The organism is Myxococcus virescens, assembly GCF_900101905.1.
Taxonomy (GTDB): domain Bacteria; phylum Myxococcota; class Myxococcia; order Myxococcales; family Myxococcaceae; genus Myxococcus; species Myxococcus virescens.
The window spans coordinates 1-14,473 of sequence record NZ_FNAJ01000026.1 but is presented as its reverse complement, the minus strand read 5'-3'; the positions used below and the strand labels follow the sequence as shown (position 1 = coordinate 14,473).

Genomic DNA, 14,473 nt, shown 5'->3' with positions numbered 1-14,473 from the left:
TCAGACGCCGCGGCTCGCGTCCGGCGCGCCCTCCGGGGCAGCGGTGGCCTCCGGTGCACCGTCGCCGCGCCATCCGGCACGCGCCTCCGCCTCGCGGGCCGCGCGTCGCCCCGCGGCCACGTCCACCCGGGACAGCACCGCCGCGCCCGACACGAAGAAGAAGAGCAGGGACAGCACCGCCTGCCGGCTGGAGCCCGTCAGCTCCACCGTGGCCGCGAACACCAGCGGGCCCGCCACCGCTGTGACTTTCTCGAAGACGCTGAAGAGGCCGAAGAACTCCGCCGCCCTGTCCCGGGGCACCATCTGCGCGAAGAGCGAACGGCTCAAGGCCTGACTGCCGCCCTGCACCATGCCCACCAGCAACGCGAGCGCGAAGAAGTGCACCGGCGTGCGCATGAAGTAGCCCAGGAACGTCACCCCCACGTACACCGACAGGGCGAACATCAGCGCGCGCTTCACCCCCACCCGCCCCGCGGCCCGGCCGAACAGCACCGCGCACGGCACACCCACCACCTGCGTCAGCAGCAACGCACCAATCAGCGCGCCCCGGCCAATGCCCAGCTCCGTCCCGTACAGCGTGGACAAGCGGATGATGGTGCCGATGCCGTCGCTGTAGAGCAGATAGGCCACCAGCAGCAGGAAGGCCTGACGGTGCTGGCGCAGCCCGCCCAGCGTGCCCGCCAGCTGCGTGAAGATGCCGCGCAGGGACAGCGGAGGACGTTGGATGGACACGTCCGGTTTCGGCTCGGGGATGCGCCGGAAGAGGGGCACCGAGAAGAGGGCCCACCACACCGCCACGGAGGCGAAGGCCACGCGCGAGGCGGCCCCCGCGTCCGCCAGTCCGAACCAATGGGGCCTCATCAGCAGCACCAACTGCGCGGCCAGCAGCAGACCGCCGCCCAGGTAGCCCAGCGCGTAGCCCGCGGTGGACACACGGTCCAGTTCGTCGTCCCGGGCGATGTGCCGCAAGAGCGCGTCCGCGAACACGATGCTGCCCGTCACGCCCACGTTGCCCAGGCCGAAGAGCAGCAGGCCCCATTCCCAATCACCCGGGCCCACCGTGGCCAGCGCCAGCGTGGACACGATGCCCAGGCCCGCGAAGATGCCCAGCATGTGCTTGATGCGTCCGGCCCGGTCGCTCAGCGCGCCCAGGACCGGTGACAACACCGCCACCACGCTCAGCGCCACCGCGGTGGCGGTGGCGAAGCGACTGGTGGCCACCTCGCGCGGAAGTCCCTCCGCCGCCACGGAGGCGTAGTAGAGCGGGAACACCACCGTGACGACGGTGGTGATGAAGGCCGAGTTCGCCCAGTCGTACATCGCCCACGCACGCAGCGCGGGCCGCGTCAGGCCGATGCGCGACAGGAGCCCCAGCACCCTGCGCCTCATGCGTCGAAGTCCACCCCGCTCACGGCGTCGTCGCCCTGGGCCGACTGGTAGACGTGCCAGGCCGCCGCCAGGTCCTGGAAGGGCAGCCCCACCGCCGCGAAGACGGTGACGTCGTCCTCGGACGTGCGCCCGGGCTTCAGGCCAGCCAGCACCTCACCCAGCTCCGCGTGGATGGCCTCCTCACCCAGCCCCACCGCGCCCGCGGCGCCGGTGGACACCGACAGGCCCCGGTGGTCGACGACGAACCGCGACTGACGGAGCAGCTCCGCGGACAGCTCGGCCTTGCCCGGCTCGTCCGCGCCCAGCGCGATGATGTGCGTGCCTGGCCGCACCATGCCGGGGTGCAGGAAGGGGTGACGGCTCCACGTCGCCGTCACGATGATGTCCGCGTCGGAGACGGCCTCCTCCATGGACTCCGCCATCCGCACCGGCAGGTTCAACTCCTGGTACATGCGCGTGGCGAAGGCGAGCGAGCGCTCCGGCGCCGTGTCGAACACCCGCACGTGCGTCAGCGAGCGCACCAGCCGCAACGACTTGAGCTGCAACACCGCCTGCCGGCCCGCGCCGATGAGCGCCACCCGGCCCGCGTCCGGCCGCGCCAGCACGTCCGCCGACAGCGCGCCCACCACGCCCGTACGCACCGCCGTCAGGTGGCCGGCGTCCATCACCGCCATCACCTGGCCGGTAGCAACGTCGTGCAGGTGCATCACGCCTCGAATCGCCGGCGACTGGCCGGGGAACTTCGCGTGCACCTTCACGGAGTAGGCGGGGATGGATGGCAGGCTGCCAGGGAACAGCACCAGGGCGGTGCCCTCGGCATGGAGGGGGGCCCGAGCGCGCTGCGGTGCCACGGTGCGTGCCAGGGCGTCGGTGCGGAAGGCCTCTCGCATGTCCTCCAGCAAGAGAGGAGCCTGCAGGTTGCGGGAGACGTCGGAGCGGGTCAGCAGGAGCGTGCGCATCTTGCAGACACCCTAACCGAGCCCGTGCGGGCCCACAGCTCCCAGCACACGGCCACGGTGGCAAGCGCCCGAAGTTGGACGTCCGAGCGGACAGTGCGCCGCCGTGCCGCCCGGGGTGGCATCCACCGGGCCCGCCTCCAGCGACGGTGGGACGAGGCACGCAGGCGCCATCATCCCCAGAATGGAAGTGAACGGCGGGGTGGGCGGCCCCAGGGCCTCGGGAGGCCGGTGATGCTGGAGACAGAGTCACGCACAGCGGGTGACAAGGAGGCCTCCGGGGCTCGGACGCTCAAGGCGGCGGCGTTCCTGCGCGCTCACCAGGAGGAGGTGCTGGAGGACTGGCAGCGGGCCATGCGAGCGTTTCACGTGGGACACGCGGCGCAGCCTTCGTGGCTGCTGGACCACATGCCCCAGTTGCTCAACATGCTCGCGGACATCATCGACCACGGCCCGGACGAAATCCTCACCACGGTGCCGGACGAGCACGCGATGTCCCGGCTGGACGCCGGCTTCGACCTGGGCCAAGTGGCGTCCGAGTACGCGCTCCTGCGCAAGTGCATCCTCCACAGGATGGAAGCCGAAGCGGCCTGCCCCGCGCCGGGCGAGTTGGAGCGGATGGAGGACGCGCTGGACCGGATTGTCACCCGGACGGTGACGTCCTTCTCCCAGGGGCGGCAGCGCATCCTCCAGGCCCTGGACCGGATGACGCAGGCCGCGCTGGACAGCCCTTCCATGGCCAGCCTCCCCTCGCGGCTGCTCACCGTCCTGGTGGAGTCCGCGCTCTCGGTCGACTCGGCGGCGTTCGTGCTGGTGGAAGGCGACGCGCTGGTGGTGCGCGCCGCGGTGGGCCTGGGCGCGGACGAGGCGCTCGGCGTGTCGCTGGAGCGGGAGGAAGGATTCGTGGGCGAGGTGCTCCGCCAGCGTCAGCCCCTGACGCTGCGCTCAGCGTCCACGGACCCTCGCGTGGTGCTGCCCACGCTGAAGCAGGAAGGGCTGCGCGCCGTGTACGGCGTGCCCCTGCTGGATGGCGACCAACTCCTGGGCATGGCGTACATGTGCTCGCGCACCGCCTTCGTCTTCTCCGAGCCGGACGCCCTCTTGTTCCGGACCATGGCGCAGCGAGCCACCGCGCACCTGGTGCAGGCCCGGCTCCGGGCCCGCGAGCGCCAGGCCCACGCGGACGCCCAGCGCTCGCTGGCGCAGCTGGACGCGCTGCTGGCCTCCACACCTCTGGGCATCGCCCAGCTGGACCGGGAGTTGCGCTTCGTGCGCATCAACCAGGCCATGGCGGACATCGATGGCCACTCGCCGGAAGCCCACCTGGGCCGCCGCTTCCGGGAGATGGCTCCCGTGACGGCCGTGGGCACGTTCGAGCCCCTGTTCCGCCGCACGATTGAGACAGGTGAACCCGTGGACGCCGTCGAGTTCACCATCCCTGGAGATGCCCGGACCTTCCAGGCCAGCTTCCACCCGGTCCGCACGCCCGACCAAGGGGTGCTGGGCTTGAGCTGCACGGTGGTGGATGTCTCCCACCACAAGCGGGCCGAGGCCGTGCTCCAGCGGGCGGTGGACTTCCGGGAACAACTCATGGCGGTGTTGGGACACGACCTGCGCAACCCGCTCAACGCCATCAACGCCTCGGCCTTCCAGCTGACGCGGTCCGAGGACCTGACTCCCCCCGAGCGTCGCGCCGTGGACCGCATCCGCAAGGCCACCGCGCGCATGGGGCGCATGATTACGGACATCCTCGACTTCGCCCGCACCCGCCTGGGCGGGGGGCTTCCGGTGGCCCGCCAGCCCATGGACTTCGCGGAGGTATGCCAGGCGACGCTGGAAGAGCTCCGGGTCAGCGCCCCGGAGCGCTCGCTGGTGTTCGAGGCGAGCGGAGACACCCGAGGGAACTGGGACCCGGACCGCGTGTCACAGGTGCTGGGCAACCTGGTGGCCAACGCCCTCCAGCATGGCCAGGAAGACAGACCGGTGTGTGTCACGGTGCGCGGAGAGGCGGATGAGGTGGTGCTGAAGGTCCACAACACCGGCGAGCCGATTGCGCCCGAGCTGATGCCGCGCCTGTTCGACCCGTTCAAGAACATGCCCGCAACGGCGCCACCGCAGGACGTCGCGAGGAAGAAACGCAGCCTGGGCCTGGGCCTCTACATCGTCAGCCAGATTGTCGGCGCACACGGGGGCCGCGTGGAGGTCCGCTCCAACCGGGACCAGGGCACCACCTTCACCGTCCACTGGCCCCGCACCCTCACGACGCTCGGGGGCGCGTGAAGCAGCGCGGCAGGCGGGACGGCCGGCCACCCGCTGCCCGCACGCCAGCCCCTTCTGGGGGTGAATCGCGAACGCCAGGCCGCTATGCCTGGGGCATGTTCTTCAATCCGACCAAGAAGCTGAGGATTCCGACCCCGGAAGAAGCACTGCCGGGCCGCTCGGACGTGATGCCCGTCCCGGAGAAGCACGAGGTGCTGGGCACGCCCATCAAGGGCCCCGTGCCGGAAGGTTTGGAGGAGGTCTACTTCGGCCTGGGGTGTTTCTGGGGCGCGGAGCGGAAGTTCTACCAGACGCCTGGCGTGTACAGCACGGCGGTGGGATACGCCGGGGGCCTGACGCCCAACCCCACCTACCGCGAGGTGTGCAGCGGTCTCACCGGACACAACGAGGTCGTCCGCGTCGTCTTCGACCCGAAGAAGGTATCCTTCGAGCAGCTCCTGCGCATCTTCTGGGAGAGCCATGACCCGACGCAGGGCATGCGCCAGGGCAACGACGTGGGCACGCAGTACCGCTCCGGCATCTACTTCACCAGCGAAGCCCAGCAGCGCGCCGCCGTGGCGAGCCGTGACGCGTACCAGAAGGCGCTGGCGGCCCGGGGCTTCGATGCCATCACCACCGAGTTGCTCCCCGCCCCGCCCTTCTATTTCGCCGAGGACTACCACCAGCAGTACCTGGAGAAGAACCCAGGCGGCTACTGCGGGCTGGGCGGCACCGGCGTGAGCTGCCCGGTGGGCGTGGGCGTCAACGCCTGAAACCAGACACCGGCGTTGGACGCAAACAAAGACAAACACACCAACCTCGACTGGCTTCCGCGCCAGGCTCGGCTGACGCCCGCCTGAGACCCCGGCTGGACCGGCCCTGACTCGAGGGCCGGCCCGGCCTCCTGCCTCACGCCAGGTTGTGGAACACGCGCTGGACGTCGTCGTCCTGCTCCAGCGCGTCCACGAGCTCCAGCACCTCGGTGGCCTTGTCCTCGGGCAGCTCGATGGGGTTCAGCGCCACGTACTCGGAGTCCGCCGAGACAGGCACCAGGCCCTTGGCCTCGATGGCGGCCTGGAGCTGGCCGAAGTCGGCGAAGGCGGAGCGGATGATGATCTGCTTCTCGCCCTTCTCTCCCACGCCCTCGCCCATCTCCTGGAGGCCATGGTCGATGAGCTCCAGCTCCAGCGAGTCCAGGTCCAACCCCTCCGGGTTCAACCGGAACACGCCCATGCGCTGGAACATGAAGGCCACGCTGCCCGTGGTGCCCAGGTTCCCGCTGTGCTTGTTGAAGTGCATGCGCACGTTGGCCACGGTGCGCACGACGTTGTCCGTCGCCGTCTCCACCAGCAGCGCGATGCCGTGGGGCGCGTAGCCCTCATAGAGCACGATTTCGTAGTCGGTCGCCGACTGGCCGCTCGCGCGCTTGATGGCCGCGTCGACCTTGTCCTTCGGCATGTTCGCGGCGCGGGCGTTCTGGAGCACCCGGCGCAGCGTGGAGTTCGAATCGGGATTGGGCCCACCCGCCTTCACCGCGATGGCGATGTCCTTGCTGATCCGCGTGAACACCTTCGCCATCTTGTTCCAGCGGGCCATCATCGTGGCCTTGCGTGTCTCGAAAATGCGTCCCATGGGAGGGATGTATAGGTCGGCCGCATTCCGCGTGGCTACTCCCTGTAGCCCCCCGGAGCGCGGATGTTGACCAGGACAGGCCGCACGGTCGCCGGCCTGTCCCCCCCAGCGCCCCGCGCGTCACACCTTCGCGGGCTTCTCCAGGACGAGCCCGAAGTGCGTGTAGCAGGTCGGGTGCAGGTCCATGATGTTCTCGAAGTGGAAGACGCGAGACTGAAGTCCCGCCGCATGCGCGGGCGCCAGGACGCGCTCCTTCAGGGTGACGGCGTCGTAGAAGCGGCCGTGCCGCTCTCCCCAGCGGGGGAAGAGGTGGATGATGGGCTCCGCGTCGCGGCGGATGTCGTAACCCCATGCGGGGTCACACATGGTGAAGGCGTACTCGCCCAGGTACAGCGGGACGATGCAGACCTTGCCGCCGGGCCGGAGCACGCGCCCCGCCTCCCGGATGAAGCCCGTGTCCGCGGTCCCCTCGAAGTGCTCGAAGGAGCAGTGCAGCGTCATCGCGTCCACGGAGCCGTCCTCGAGCGGAAGCTCCGCCGCGGAGCCGCCAATCTGGTGGCCGTGGATGCCCGGCGGGAAGACCAGGTCCTGCGCGTAGATGTTCCGCGTCCGCCCCAGCATCCGGACCACGTCCAGGTACGGGCTGCTCGGGGTGGAGGCGATGTCCACGTAGACGGCGTCCTCGCGCGCCACCAACGGTTCAATCTGCTTCCAGGTGAAGTGGTACTGCGGCCGCTTCTCCCAATACGGTTGGAAGCCGCAGAAGTGCCGGATCACGGCGTTCTGCGCCTGGAGTTCGTCCCAGAAGCGCTCCAGCTCCGCCACATCGAAGCGATAGGTTTCGACGGGGATGCCGGCCTGGCGCAGCGGCTCGGGCTGCTTGAGCTGAGGACCCGGGCCATAACGGCCGAAGCCCGTCAGGCTGAGCAGCTTCGACAACGGCTCCGACGCCTTGTAGGCGGCGCGGTGCCGGACACTCTTCTTCACGCGGGTCAGCAGGTTCACGGAGATCCCCCGGGCGGATGCCCGAAACGAGTGGGGATTCTGGGAGAGGGCCCCGGATGCGTCAATGCGGCCTGAAGCCTCCTTCCCTCCGTGCCAGCGAGCCTGCTCGCTAGCGGACCTGCTGCGTCGCGGGCACCGCGCGGGCCACTTCACCCGAGCCCACACCGCCCGCCCGAGCACGTTCCAGGTGCGGGGCCAGCCGTCCAATGGCCATCAGCCCCGCCATGCGGAAGTCGGAGATGAACGACCAGAGCGGGTACTTGAACGACGCCGGCTTGTTCCGCTCGATGACGAAGTGGCTGAACCACGCGAAGCCGTAGGCGGCGACGAGCGCGGCCGGCACCAGCGCGGCGCGGCCCGTCGCGACGGCCGTCACGCCCAGCCCCAGTCCCAGGGAGGTGCCCGTGAAGTGAAGCCAGCGCGTGGACGGCAGCGCGTGCTCCCGCAGGTAGAACGGCCAGAACTCGGCATAGGTCTCGATGCGGTCGGACATGGTGGGAAGTTAGGGCCCCAGGGCGCCCTCCCGTCAACCCGGCTCGACGCAGAGCGTGTAGGCATGGACAGGCAAGGGTACTCCCCGCACGCCCACCAGCCGGGCAGGCCGTCCAGCATCCGTCATGTTTTCCAGTCCGGTGCCGCCCGCCTTGGCCCGGGCCTGCCGGACGCCTCCAGGTCATGAAAGACTCTGGAGCCATGACGGAGTGGATGCCCAAGCCGAACCCCGCAGTCGACCTGCGGACGCTGGCCCTCAGCCCAGAAGAGGGCTTCGTGCTCTCCCGCCTGGACGGCGCCACCCTGGCCCGGAACCTGCCCGCGCTGACGGGCCTGCCCCCCGAGCGGCTGCGGACCATCCTCTCCCGGCTCGTCACCCAGGGCGCGCTGCTGCCCACGCCCGCCGCGAGCCCGGCGGCACCTGTCGCCGCTCCACCTGTGGCCTTCGAGCCCCAGCGACAGACGTCCCCCGCGGCCCCCGAGCCCGAAGCAGACCTCCCCGTGCTCGACCTGACGCCGCTGGATGCCGCGCCCGAAGCAGACCTCCCCGTGCTCGAACTGACACCGCTGGAGGCCGCGCCCGCCCCTGACACCGCACCGGACACCGAGCCGACCTCCGAAGACGAGCCCGAAGCCGCCCTGGGCAACTACCGCCAGCTCTTTGAACTGCGGCTGCACCCGCTCCCCGAGGACCAGCGCATCGCCCATGCCCACGCGGCGGAGGACCCCATCCTCTCCGCGCTGTGCTTCGACCCGGTGCCCGCCGTCATCAAGGCCGTGTTCGAAAACGCGCGCACGGGTCTGCCCCATGCGCGACTCGTGGCGCGCTACCACCGCAACCCCGTCGGCCTGGAGGCCCTGTGCGCCCGGGCGGCCTTCGCGGCGGACACCGGGGTGCGGCGCTGGCTCGTGCGCAACCCGCAGCTCCCCGCCAGCCTCTTCCGGCGACTGTGGAGTGCACGCCGGCTCATGGAGCTGCACAAGGTGGGCAATGACCGCGACGTGCCGGAATCCACACGGCGCGCAGCGCGCGAGGTGCTCCGCCAGCGCTTCGCCAGCGGCCCCGCGGAGGAGAAGGTGGAGCTCATCCTCAACACGGAAGGCCGCGCGCTGGCGGCGCTCATCGGCCTGCCGGTGGATGGGAAGACGGCGTCGCTGCTGTGCGGACGCACCTACCGCTCGCCCATGCTCATCCAGAACATCGCCCGCTGGAGCGCGGCCCCGCCGGCCCTCATCGCGCACTTGCTGAAGCAGGAAGCGGTGCGGCGTCAGCCCCAGCTGCGCATGCTGCTGGCCCGCCACCCCAACGCCCCAGCGGACGCGAAGCGCGGCGGCGCCTGAACCTCACGCGGACTTGCGCTTGCGAGCGGCAGAGGCGGGCTTCACGTCCACCCAGCGCTCCGCCCACCGCCCCAGCTCATCCACGACCTTCCACAGCGCCTGTCCCTTCTCCGTGAGCTGGTACGCCACGCGGATGGGAGGCCCCGCGTCCACGTGACGCGACACCACGCCCTCCGCCTCCAGCTCCTTGAGCCGCTCCGACAGGACGCGCTCGCTGATGCTGCCAATCTCGGCCGTCAGCTCGCCGAAGCGCCGGGGCCCCGCGAGCAGGATGCGCAGGATGAGGCCCGTCCAGCGCTTCCCCATCAGCTCGCTGGCCTTCTCGTACCGCGCACACCGTGTCAGCGGATGCTCCATTGGCGCCTCCTCCCCCGAATATAGCGAGCCGCCCTGCCACCGGCACGGAAGTCCCAAGCTACTTACTTTTTGGAAGCTACTTGCGAATCAAAAGTGAACCCATTACCTGAAGAACCGTGGCGGTGGCTCATGAAGGTCACGCGCCGGATCACTCCAGGAAGGGACTCGCCCATGGCAACGCAGCAGGCCGGCCTCGACGCCAACGCCCTCAACCAGCTCTTTCTCGACGCCCGCACCCACAACGCGTGGCTCGACAAGCCGGTGGCGGACGACGTCCTCCAGCAGCTCTACGCGCTCACCCGGATGGCGCCCACGGCGGCCAACTCGCAGCCGGTGCGCATCGTCTTCGTGAAGAGCCGCGAGGCGAAGGAGCGGCTCAAGCCCACCCTGTCCCCTGGCAACGTGGACAAGACGATGAACGCGCCGGTGACGGCCATCATCGCGTACGACACCGCGTTCTACGAAAAGTTTCCCCAGCTCTTCCCCGCGCGCGACATGAAGGCGGGCTTCCTCGCCATGCCCGCGGAGGCCCGCGAGAAGACGGCCTACATGAACAGCTCGCTGCAGGGGGGCTACTTCATCCTCGCCGCGCGGGCGCTGGGCCTGGACTGCGGCCCCATGGCGGGCTTCGACAACGCGAAGGTGGACGCGGCGTTCTTCCCGGAGGGGAAGTGGAAGTCCAACTTCCTCATCAACCTCGGCTACGGCGACGCGGAGAAGCTCTTCCCGCGCAACCCGCGCCTGGACTTCAGCGAGGCGTGCCGCATCGAGTAGCGGCCCGCCATCCCGCGCACCTCAGGCCCGCCGCGCCGTGAGGATGGGCTGATGGAAGCCCGTCTCCTCCGGCGTGTGCCAGCGCGTATCCATCAGCCCCGCGCGCGTGAGCGCCCGCTCCAGGTCCACGCGCTGAAGCGCGCGGTACACGCCCGTGTGCTCGGTGGTGTGCCAGCCCTTGCCCTCGGGGCGGAGGATGAACTGGTGCACCGTGTACGTCCGTCCGTCCGCGGCCCAGTCCCAGATTTGAAAGAGGATGCGGCGGCCCTCGGGTGCATCCAAGAGCCGCTCCGAGGTGAAGCGGGGCTGGCTCTGCACCAGCGCGTCGGCGTCGCGCACGCTCAACACCACCAGCCCACCGGGAGCCAGCTTCGACGCCATGGCGCGCGCCGCCGCGTCCAGGTCCTCGTCCGTCAGCAGGTGCGTCACCGCGTTGTCCAGCGCCAGCACCACCGGGAAGGTGCCCTCCACCTGCGCGTCCAGCGTGCGCATGTCCGCCACGCCCGTGGTGAGGTGCACGTTCATCGCGCGAGCCTCGCGCTCGGCACGTGCCACGGCGGCCGGGCTCAAATCGGTGGCGTGGACGGTGTAGCCACGGCCCGCCAGTCCCAGCGCCTGGGTGCCAATGCCACACGCGCAGTCCAGCACCCGCCGGGGCGGCGGCGCCTCGCAGCGGCGCAGCAGCGCGTCCAGCATGGCGCCCTGCCGCTCCACCACCTGCGGCCAGTTGGCGAAGAGCAGGTGGTACTCCTCCGCCATGCCCTCGTAGAACCCCAGCGCCAGGTCGCTCGTGGACGGCGCGATGCCCAGAAACCGCTGTTCACTCACGAGCTGAAGGAGCGCCCTTCGAGCGCCTCGATGGCCGCGCGGAGCTCCGCCGGCACGGGGACCTTCTCGTGGGTGGCGTAGCGCAGGGTGACGATGACGCAGCTCCCCCGGGTGTAGAGGACGCCGTCGTCCTCTCCGGCCACCGCGTGCTCCAGGGTTATGGACGACGTTCCGATGCGGGTGGCGCGGCAACCGGCCACCAGGCGCGTGGGGAAGAGGACGGGACGCAGGTACTCCGCGTTGGTGGCCTTCAGGATGGGCCCCACGCCGTCGCGGTTCGTCCGCTCGTCCCCCGCGCCAGACGGCCCCGTCAGACCGATGCGCGCGAAGTAGTGGATGCGGGCGGTCTCGAACCAGGTGAACGTGCGCGTGTTGTTGGCGTGGCCGAAGGCGTCCATCTCCCCCCAGTGGAGAGGGAAGGAGACGACCACCGGGAAATCCTTGAGCGGCGAGTCCGGCATGTCCCCAGGGTGCCCCACCCGGCGGTCCCAGGGAACCGTGAACCGCGCCCGCCTGGCCTCCAGGCGAGGGCCATCGCCGTGGTAATCCAGGACAGCCATGCGTTCACGATTCCACACGTCCTCGCCCGCGGCCCCCGGGCTCGGCTTCACCGTCCTTTCCGGCCTCTTCCTGGAGCAGCCCGCACATGGCCGCTGAGCGCGAGCCGCTGGAGCCGCTGAAGCCGCCACGTGAGGACATCCCTACCGAGGACCTGCGTCCCTACGCTTTGTCTCCGCGCGAGGGCCTGCCGGTGTCGGACCAGAGCATGGCGGCGCATCCCCGGAAGCGGGCGGACATGGTGCGCTGGCTTCATCCCACACAACTGCTGCGCACGGGCTTGGACGCGGTGGTGGCGGCCGTCTTCGGCGCGCGCGCGGACCAGCGGCTCATCGAAGCGGTGGTGCGGCCGCAGGTGCCCTATTTCGACTACTCGCAGGAGCCGATGCCGGAGGGCGGCTTCTGGCTGGACTATGTGTCGGACACCGGCGATGGCTGGAACTCCACCTACGCGGTGGCGCGGCTGCTGGCGCTGCCGGAGCTGACGCTGTCCGTGCAGGGCCAGCCCCACGCGGAGTCCCATGCCACACAGCGAGGACGGCTGCTCGTCCATGGCGGTGACGGCGTGTACCCCGGCGCCAGCCGAGAGGTGTACGACGAGCGGCTCGTCCAGCCCTATGAGGCGGCCATGCGGCGCTCGCATGCGCCCAGCCCGGACCTGTTCGTGATTCCGGGCAACCATGACTGGTACGACGGGCTCGGCGCCTTCCTGCGGCTGTTCTGCGCGAACCGGTGGATTGCTGGCCGGCGCACGCGGCAGAGCCGCAGCTACTTCGCGCTGAAGCTGCCCCAGCGCTGGTGGCTCATCGGCACGGACGTGCAGCTCAACAGCGACATCGACGTGCCACAGGTGGAGTACTTCCGCGAAGTGGCCAGCCACATGGGCCCCGACGACCGCATCATCCTCTGCAACGCGGAGCCCGCGTGGATTCTGGCCGCCACCGAGCGGCGCAAGGGCAGCTACCTGGAGAACAACCTGGAGTACCTCCAGGAGAAGGTGTTCGGCCGGCGCATCAACGTCTTCCTCGCCGGGGACCTGCACCACTACCGGCGGCACGAGGACGCCGGCGGGCGGCAGAAAATCACCGCGGGCGGTGGCGGGGCCTTCCTCCACCCCACGCACGCGCCCTCCGCCCCTGTCCTGCGGGACGGCTACACGCTGCAGAAGAGCTTCCCGGACGAATGGACGTCTCGGAAGCTGGCGCGGCAGAACCTGCTCCTCATCCGCCACAGTCCGCTGTTCGGGTTGATGACCGGCATGCTGTACCTGCTGCTGGCGCTGGCGGCCTACGCGGAGGTGGGCTCGTTCGGAATATCGCAGCTTTCGGACGTCATCCTGGCGGTGGCCAACAGCATGGTGGCCCGGCCGTGGACGCTGGTGCTGGGCATGGCCACCATCGGCGGGCTCATCGGGCTGGCGGACTCGGCCTTCGGCAAGTGGCGCACGCTGGCGGGCACGCTCCACGGGCTTGGACACATCGCCGCGGCCTTCTTCGTGGCCTGGGGCGCCACCTACTTCACGGTGAGCGGCCTGGGCGTGTGCCCCGAGCTCGCCGCGGACGGCATCCACTGCGAGGCGGGCTGGTGGCACCTGGCGGGCAAGTTCCTGCTGTCCTCGGGCTTCACCTTCCTGGGCGGCTTCCTGGTGGGGCCCTTCGTCATGGGCTTGTACCTGTGGCTGAGCGTGAATCGCTTCGGCGCGCACTCCAACGAGGCCTTCATCTCGCTGGCGCTTCCGGACTGGAAGAACTTCCTCCGCATGCGCATCGGTGAAGACGGACGGCTCACCGTCTTTCCCGTGGGCATCGAGCGCGTGCCCCGCAAGTGGAAGGAGACCCACGCCGGTCCCTACGCGCCCGCGTTCGACCCGGATGACCCGAAGGCCACCGCGCCCGTACTCATCGAGCCTCCCATCCGCGTGTGATAACCGTCCGACCAACGACGTGCCGTGAGGGATTGTCGGGGTGGCGGTCGTGGCGATGACGCCGGATTGAGGTGGGAGCGCCACGTCCGCCAAGCCAATCAACGACGCGGGCTGAAGCGGTGGTGCGCCGCTCCAGCCCGCGCTCCGTCATCCGCGCACGCGGAGGACGACTCGCCCAGAATCAGTGGCTGGGCACGTAGCCGCTGATGGTCTCCAAACCGGGAATCCAGAGGTTCTGGGACGCCGCGCTGAAGACAAAGGGCGCCGTGCCTGGGCTGCCGTAGCGAATCTCAGCCTCACCGGTCGGGGTGTAGTAGCGGAAGAGGTCCGTGCGACCGTCGCCGTTGAAGTCACCAGGCGCGAACTTCAGATTCGCAACCCACGTCTCCAAGGTCGAAGCACTGAAATGCAGCGGCCCCATGCCGGCAACACCGAAGCGGGTCTCCACCTCGCCAGTGGACGTGTTGTACCGGAAGATGTCCGTGTACCCATCCCCGTTGAAGTCACCAGGCACCATGGCCAGATTGGCAATCCACGTGTTCTGCGACGCCGCACTGAAGAGCAGAGCCCCTGAGCCAGTGGTGCCGTAGCGAATCTCCACCTCGCCCGTAGGCATGTAGTAGCGGAAGTGGAGTTGCCCCCGTCAAATCGGACATGGTCAGAGGGGTGAAGCGGCGAGTCGAAACTCTCTCGGGGAGCGCATCTTCAGCGCCTTGTGAGGGTGCACGGTGTTGTAGTCGTGAAACCAGGCGGGGAGCTGCTGGAGGACTGCCTCGGCGCTGTCCAGTCGGGCCAGGTACACGTAGTCGCGCTTGAAGCTCTTCACGAAGGACTCCGCCATGCCATTGCTCTCGGGGGAGTAGGCCGGCGTGGTGCGGATGAGCAGGCCCAGGCTGCTCCCAAATTCGCGCGTCTCATGGGCTGTGTAGGCCGGGCCGTTGTCGGTCAGCCACTCAAT

Annotated in this window: 15 protein-coding genes; 5 read left to right on the top strand and 10 right to left on the bottom strand. The window is 69.6% G+C overall.

Features of this window, described 5'->3' with window-relative positions; all coding sequences use genetic code 11:
* Complete coding sequence (locus BLU09_RS35975) at nucleotides 1–1,389, bottom strand: MFS transporter (protein ID WP_244172322.1); 1,389 nt, start codon at nucleotides 1,387–1,389, stop codon at nucleotides 1–3.
* On the bottom strand, nucleotides 1,386–2,348 hold the full coding sequence (locus tag BLU09_RS35970; RefSeq protein WP_090495670.1) for an ornithine cyclodeaminase family protein: 963 nt from the start codon (nucleotides 2,346–2,348) through the stop codon (nucleotides 1,386–1,388). The genes BLU09_RS35975 and BLU09_RS35970 overlap by 4 nt, the downstream gene beginning before the upstream one ends.
* Nucleotides 2,349–2,579: 231 nt before the next feature.
* Between BLU09_RS35970 and BLU09_RS35965 the strand changes: the two genes are divergently transcribed.
* Both BLU09_RS35965 and msrA read left to right on the top strand, forming a co-directional pair.
* Nucleotides 2,580–4,625: an ATP-binding protein gene (locus BLU09_RS35965; RefSeq protein WP_244172320.1), complete on the top strand. Its 2,046-nt coding sequence runs from the start codon at nucleotides 2,580–2,582 to the stop codon at nucleotides 4,623–4,625.
* Between the two features lie 95 nt (nucleotides 4,626–4,720).
* Nucleotides 4,721–5,377 carry a peptide-methionine (S)-S-oxide reductase MsrA gene (gene msrA, locus BLU09_RS35960; RefSeq protein WP_090495669.1) on the top strand — a complete coding sequence of 219 codons (657 nt, stop codon included), beginning with the start codon at nucleotides 4,721–4,723 and terminating at the stop codon, nucleotides 5,375–5,377.
* Between the two features lie 136 nt (nucleotides 5,378–5,513).
* Here the strand turns inward: msrA and BLU09_RS35955 are convergent, their stop codons facing one another.
* From BLU09_RS35955 to BLU09_RS35945, 3 genes are all read right to left on the bottom strand, one after another.
* On the bottom strand, nucleotides 5,514–6,236 hold the full coding sequence (locus BLU09_RS35955; RefSeq protein WP_090495668.1) for a YebC/PmpR family DNA-binding transcriptional regulator: 723 nt from the start codon (nucleotides 6,234–6,236) through the stop codon (nucleotides 5,514–5,516).
* Nucleotides 6,237–6,356: 120 nt separating this feature from the next.
* Complete coding sequence (locus BLU09_RS35950) at nucleotides 6,357–7,241, bottom strand: methyltransferase domain-containing protein (RefSeq protein ID WP_090495667.1); 885 nt, start codon at nucleotides 7,239–7,241, stop codon at nucleotides 6,357–6,359.
* Between the two features lie 109 nt (nucleotides 7,242–7,350).
* Nucleotides 7,351–7,734 carry an Mpo1-like protein gene (locus tag BLU09_RS35945; protein WP_090495666.1) on the bottom strand — a complete coding sequence of 128 codons (384 nt, stop codon included), beginning with the start codon at nucleotides 7,732–7,734 and terminating at the stop codon, nucleotides 7,351–7,353.
* A gap of 200 nt (nucleotides 7,735–7,934) precedes the next feature.
* Here BLU09_RS35945 and BLU09_RS35940 point away from each other — a divergent pair, with 200 nt between their 5' ends.
* The gene (locus BLU09_RS35940; protein WP_186818003.1) at nucleotides 7,935–9,074 is read left to right on the top strand and encodes a hypothetical protein; all 1,140 of its coding nucleotides are present in this window, start codon (nucleotides 7,935–7,937) and stop codon (nucleotides 9,072–9,074) included.
* 3 nt (nucleotides 9,075–9,077) lie between these two features.
* Here the strand turns inward: BLU09_RS35940 and BLU09_RS35935 are convergent, their stop codons facing one another.
* Nucleotides 9,078–9,431, bottom strand: coding sequence for a winged helix-turn-helix transcriptional regulator (locus BLU09_RS35935; protein ID WP_090495664.1), 354 nt, complete (start codon nucleotides 9,429–9,431; stop codon nucleotides 9,078–9,080).
* A gap of 171 nt (nucleotides 9,432–9,602) precedes the next feature.
* Here BLU09_RS35935 and BLU09_RS35930 point away from each other — a divergent pair, with 171 nt between their 5' ends.
* Entirely contained in the window at nucleotides 9,603–10,205 is a 603-nt protein-coding gene (locus BLU09_RS35930; RefSeq protein WP_090495663.1) for a malonic semialdehyde reductase, read from the top strand.
* Between the two features lie 21 nt (nucleotides 10,206–10,226).
* Here BLU09_RS35930 and BLU09_RS35925 read toward each other — a convergent pair whose 3' ends face one another.
* Together BLU09_RS35925 and BLU09_RS35920 are read right to left on the bottom strand one after the other, a co-directional pair.
* On the bottom strand, nucleotides 10,227–11,033 hold the full coding sequence (locus BLU09_RS35925) for a class I SAM-dependent methyltransferase (RefSeq protein WP_090495662.1): 807 nt from the start codon (nucleotides 11,031–11,033) through the stop codon (nucleotides 10,227–10,229).
* Nucleotides 11,030–11,494 carry an acyl-CoA thioesterase gene (locus tag BLU09_RS35920; RefSeq protein WP_140869255.1) on the bottom strand — a complete coding sequence of 155 codons (465 nt, stop codon included), beginning with the start codon at nucleotides 11,492–11,494 and terminating at the stop codon, nucleotides 11,030–11,032. The genes BLU09_RS35925 and BLU09_RS35920 overlap by 4 nt, the downstream gene beginning before the upstream one ends.
* A 185-nt stretch (nucleotides 11,495–11,679) precedes the next feature.
* On the opposite strand from BLU09_RS35920, the gene BLU09_RS35915 reads away from it, so the two are divergent.
* Nucleotides 11,680–13,515 (top strand): metallophosphoesterase, encoded by a 1,836-nt coding sequence (locus BLU09_RS35915; RefSeq protein ID WP_090495660.1) that lies wholly within the window; start codon nucleotides 11,680–11,682, stop codon nucleotides 13,513–13,515.
* A 181-nt stretch (nucleotides 13,516–13,696) separates the two neighbouring features.
* Here BLU09_RS35915 and BLU09_RS35910 read toward each other — a convergent pair whose 3' ends face one another.
* On the bottom strand, nucleotides 13,697–14,131 hold the full coding sequence (locus tag BLU09_RS35910) for an FG-GAP repeat domain-containing protein (RefSeq protein WP_090495659.1): 435 nt from the start codon (nucleotides 14,129–14,131) through the stop codon (nucleotides 13,697–13,699).
* A 42-nt stretch (nucleotides 14,132–14,173) separates the two neighbouring features.
* Nucleotides 14,174–14,473: integrase core domain-containing protein (locus BLU09_RS35905; protein ID WP_143043257.1), on the bottom strand; the 300-nt coding region annotated here is incomplete at its 5' end.

What these genes read in the sequence shown, in the direction of transcription:
- BLU09_RS35940 (WP_186818003.1), top strand. Translation starts at nt 7,935, where the DNA reads ATGACGGAGTGGATGCCCAAGCCGAACCCCGCAGTCGACCTGCGGACG.
- BLU09_RS35970 (WP_090495670.1), bottom strand. Translation starts at nt 2,348, where the DNA reads ATGCGCACGCTCCTGCTGACCCGCTCCGACGTCTCCCGCAACCTGCAG.
- BLU09_RS35945 (WP_090495666.1), bottom strand. Translation starts at nt 7,734, where the DNA reads ATGTCCGACCGCATCGAGACCTATGCCGAGTTCTGGCCGTTCTACCTG.
- BLU09_RS35910 (WP_090495659.1), bottom strand. Translation starts at nt 14,131, where the DNA reads ATGCCTACGGGCGAGGTGGAGATTCGCTACGGCACCACTGGCTCAGGG.
- BLU09_RS35930 (WP_090495663.1), top strand. Translation starts at nt 9,603, where the DNA reads ATGGCAACGCAGCAGGCCGGCCTCGACGCCAACGCCCTCAACCAGCTC.
- BLU09_RS35915 (WP_090495660.1), top strand. Translation starts at nt 11,680, where the DNA reads ATGGCCGCTGAGCGCGAGCCGCTGGAGCCGCTGAAGCCGCCACGTGAG.
- BLU09_RS35920 (WP_140869255.1), bottom strand. Translation starts at nt 11,494, where the DNA reads ATGCCGGACTCGCCGCTCAAGGATTTCCCGGTGGTCGTCTCCTTCCCT.
- BLU09_RS35965 (WP_244172320.1), top strand. Translation starts at nt 2,580, where the DNA reads ATGCTGGAGACAGAGTCACGCACAGCGGGTGACAAGGAGGCCTCCGGG.
- BLU09_RS35955 (WP_090495668.1), bottom strand. Translation starts at nt 6,236, where the DNA reads ATGGGACGCATTTTCGAGACACGCAAGGCCACGATGATGGCCCGCTGG.
- BLU09_RS35975 (WP_244172322.1), bottom strand. Translation starts at nt 1,389, where the DNA reads ATGAGGCGCAGGGTGCTGGGGCTCCTGTCGCGCATCGGCCTGACGCGG.
- msrA (WP_090495669.1), top strand. Translation starts at nt 4,721, where the DNA reads ATGTTCTTCAATCCGACCAAGAAGCTGAGGATTCCGACCCCGGAAGAA.
- BLU09_RS35935 (WP_090495664.1), bottom strand. Translation starts at nt 9,431, where the DNA reads ATGGAGCATCCGCTGACACGGTGTGCGCGGTACGAGAAGGCCAGCGAG.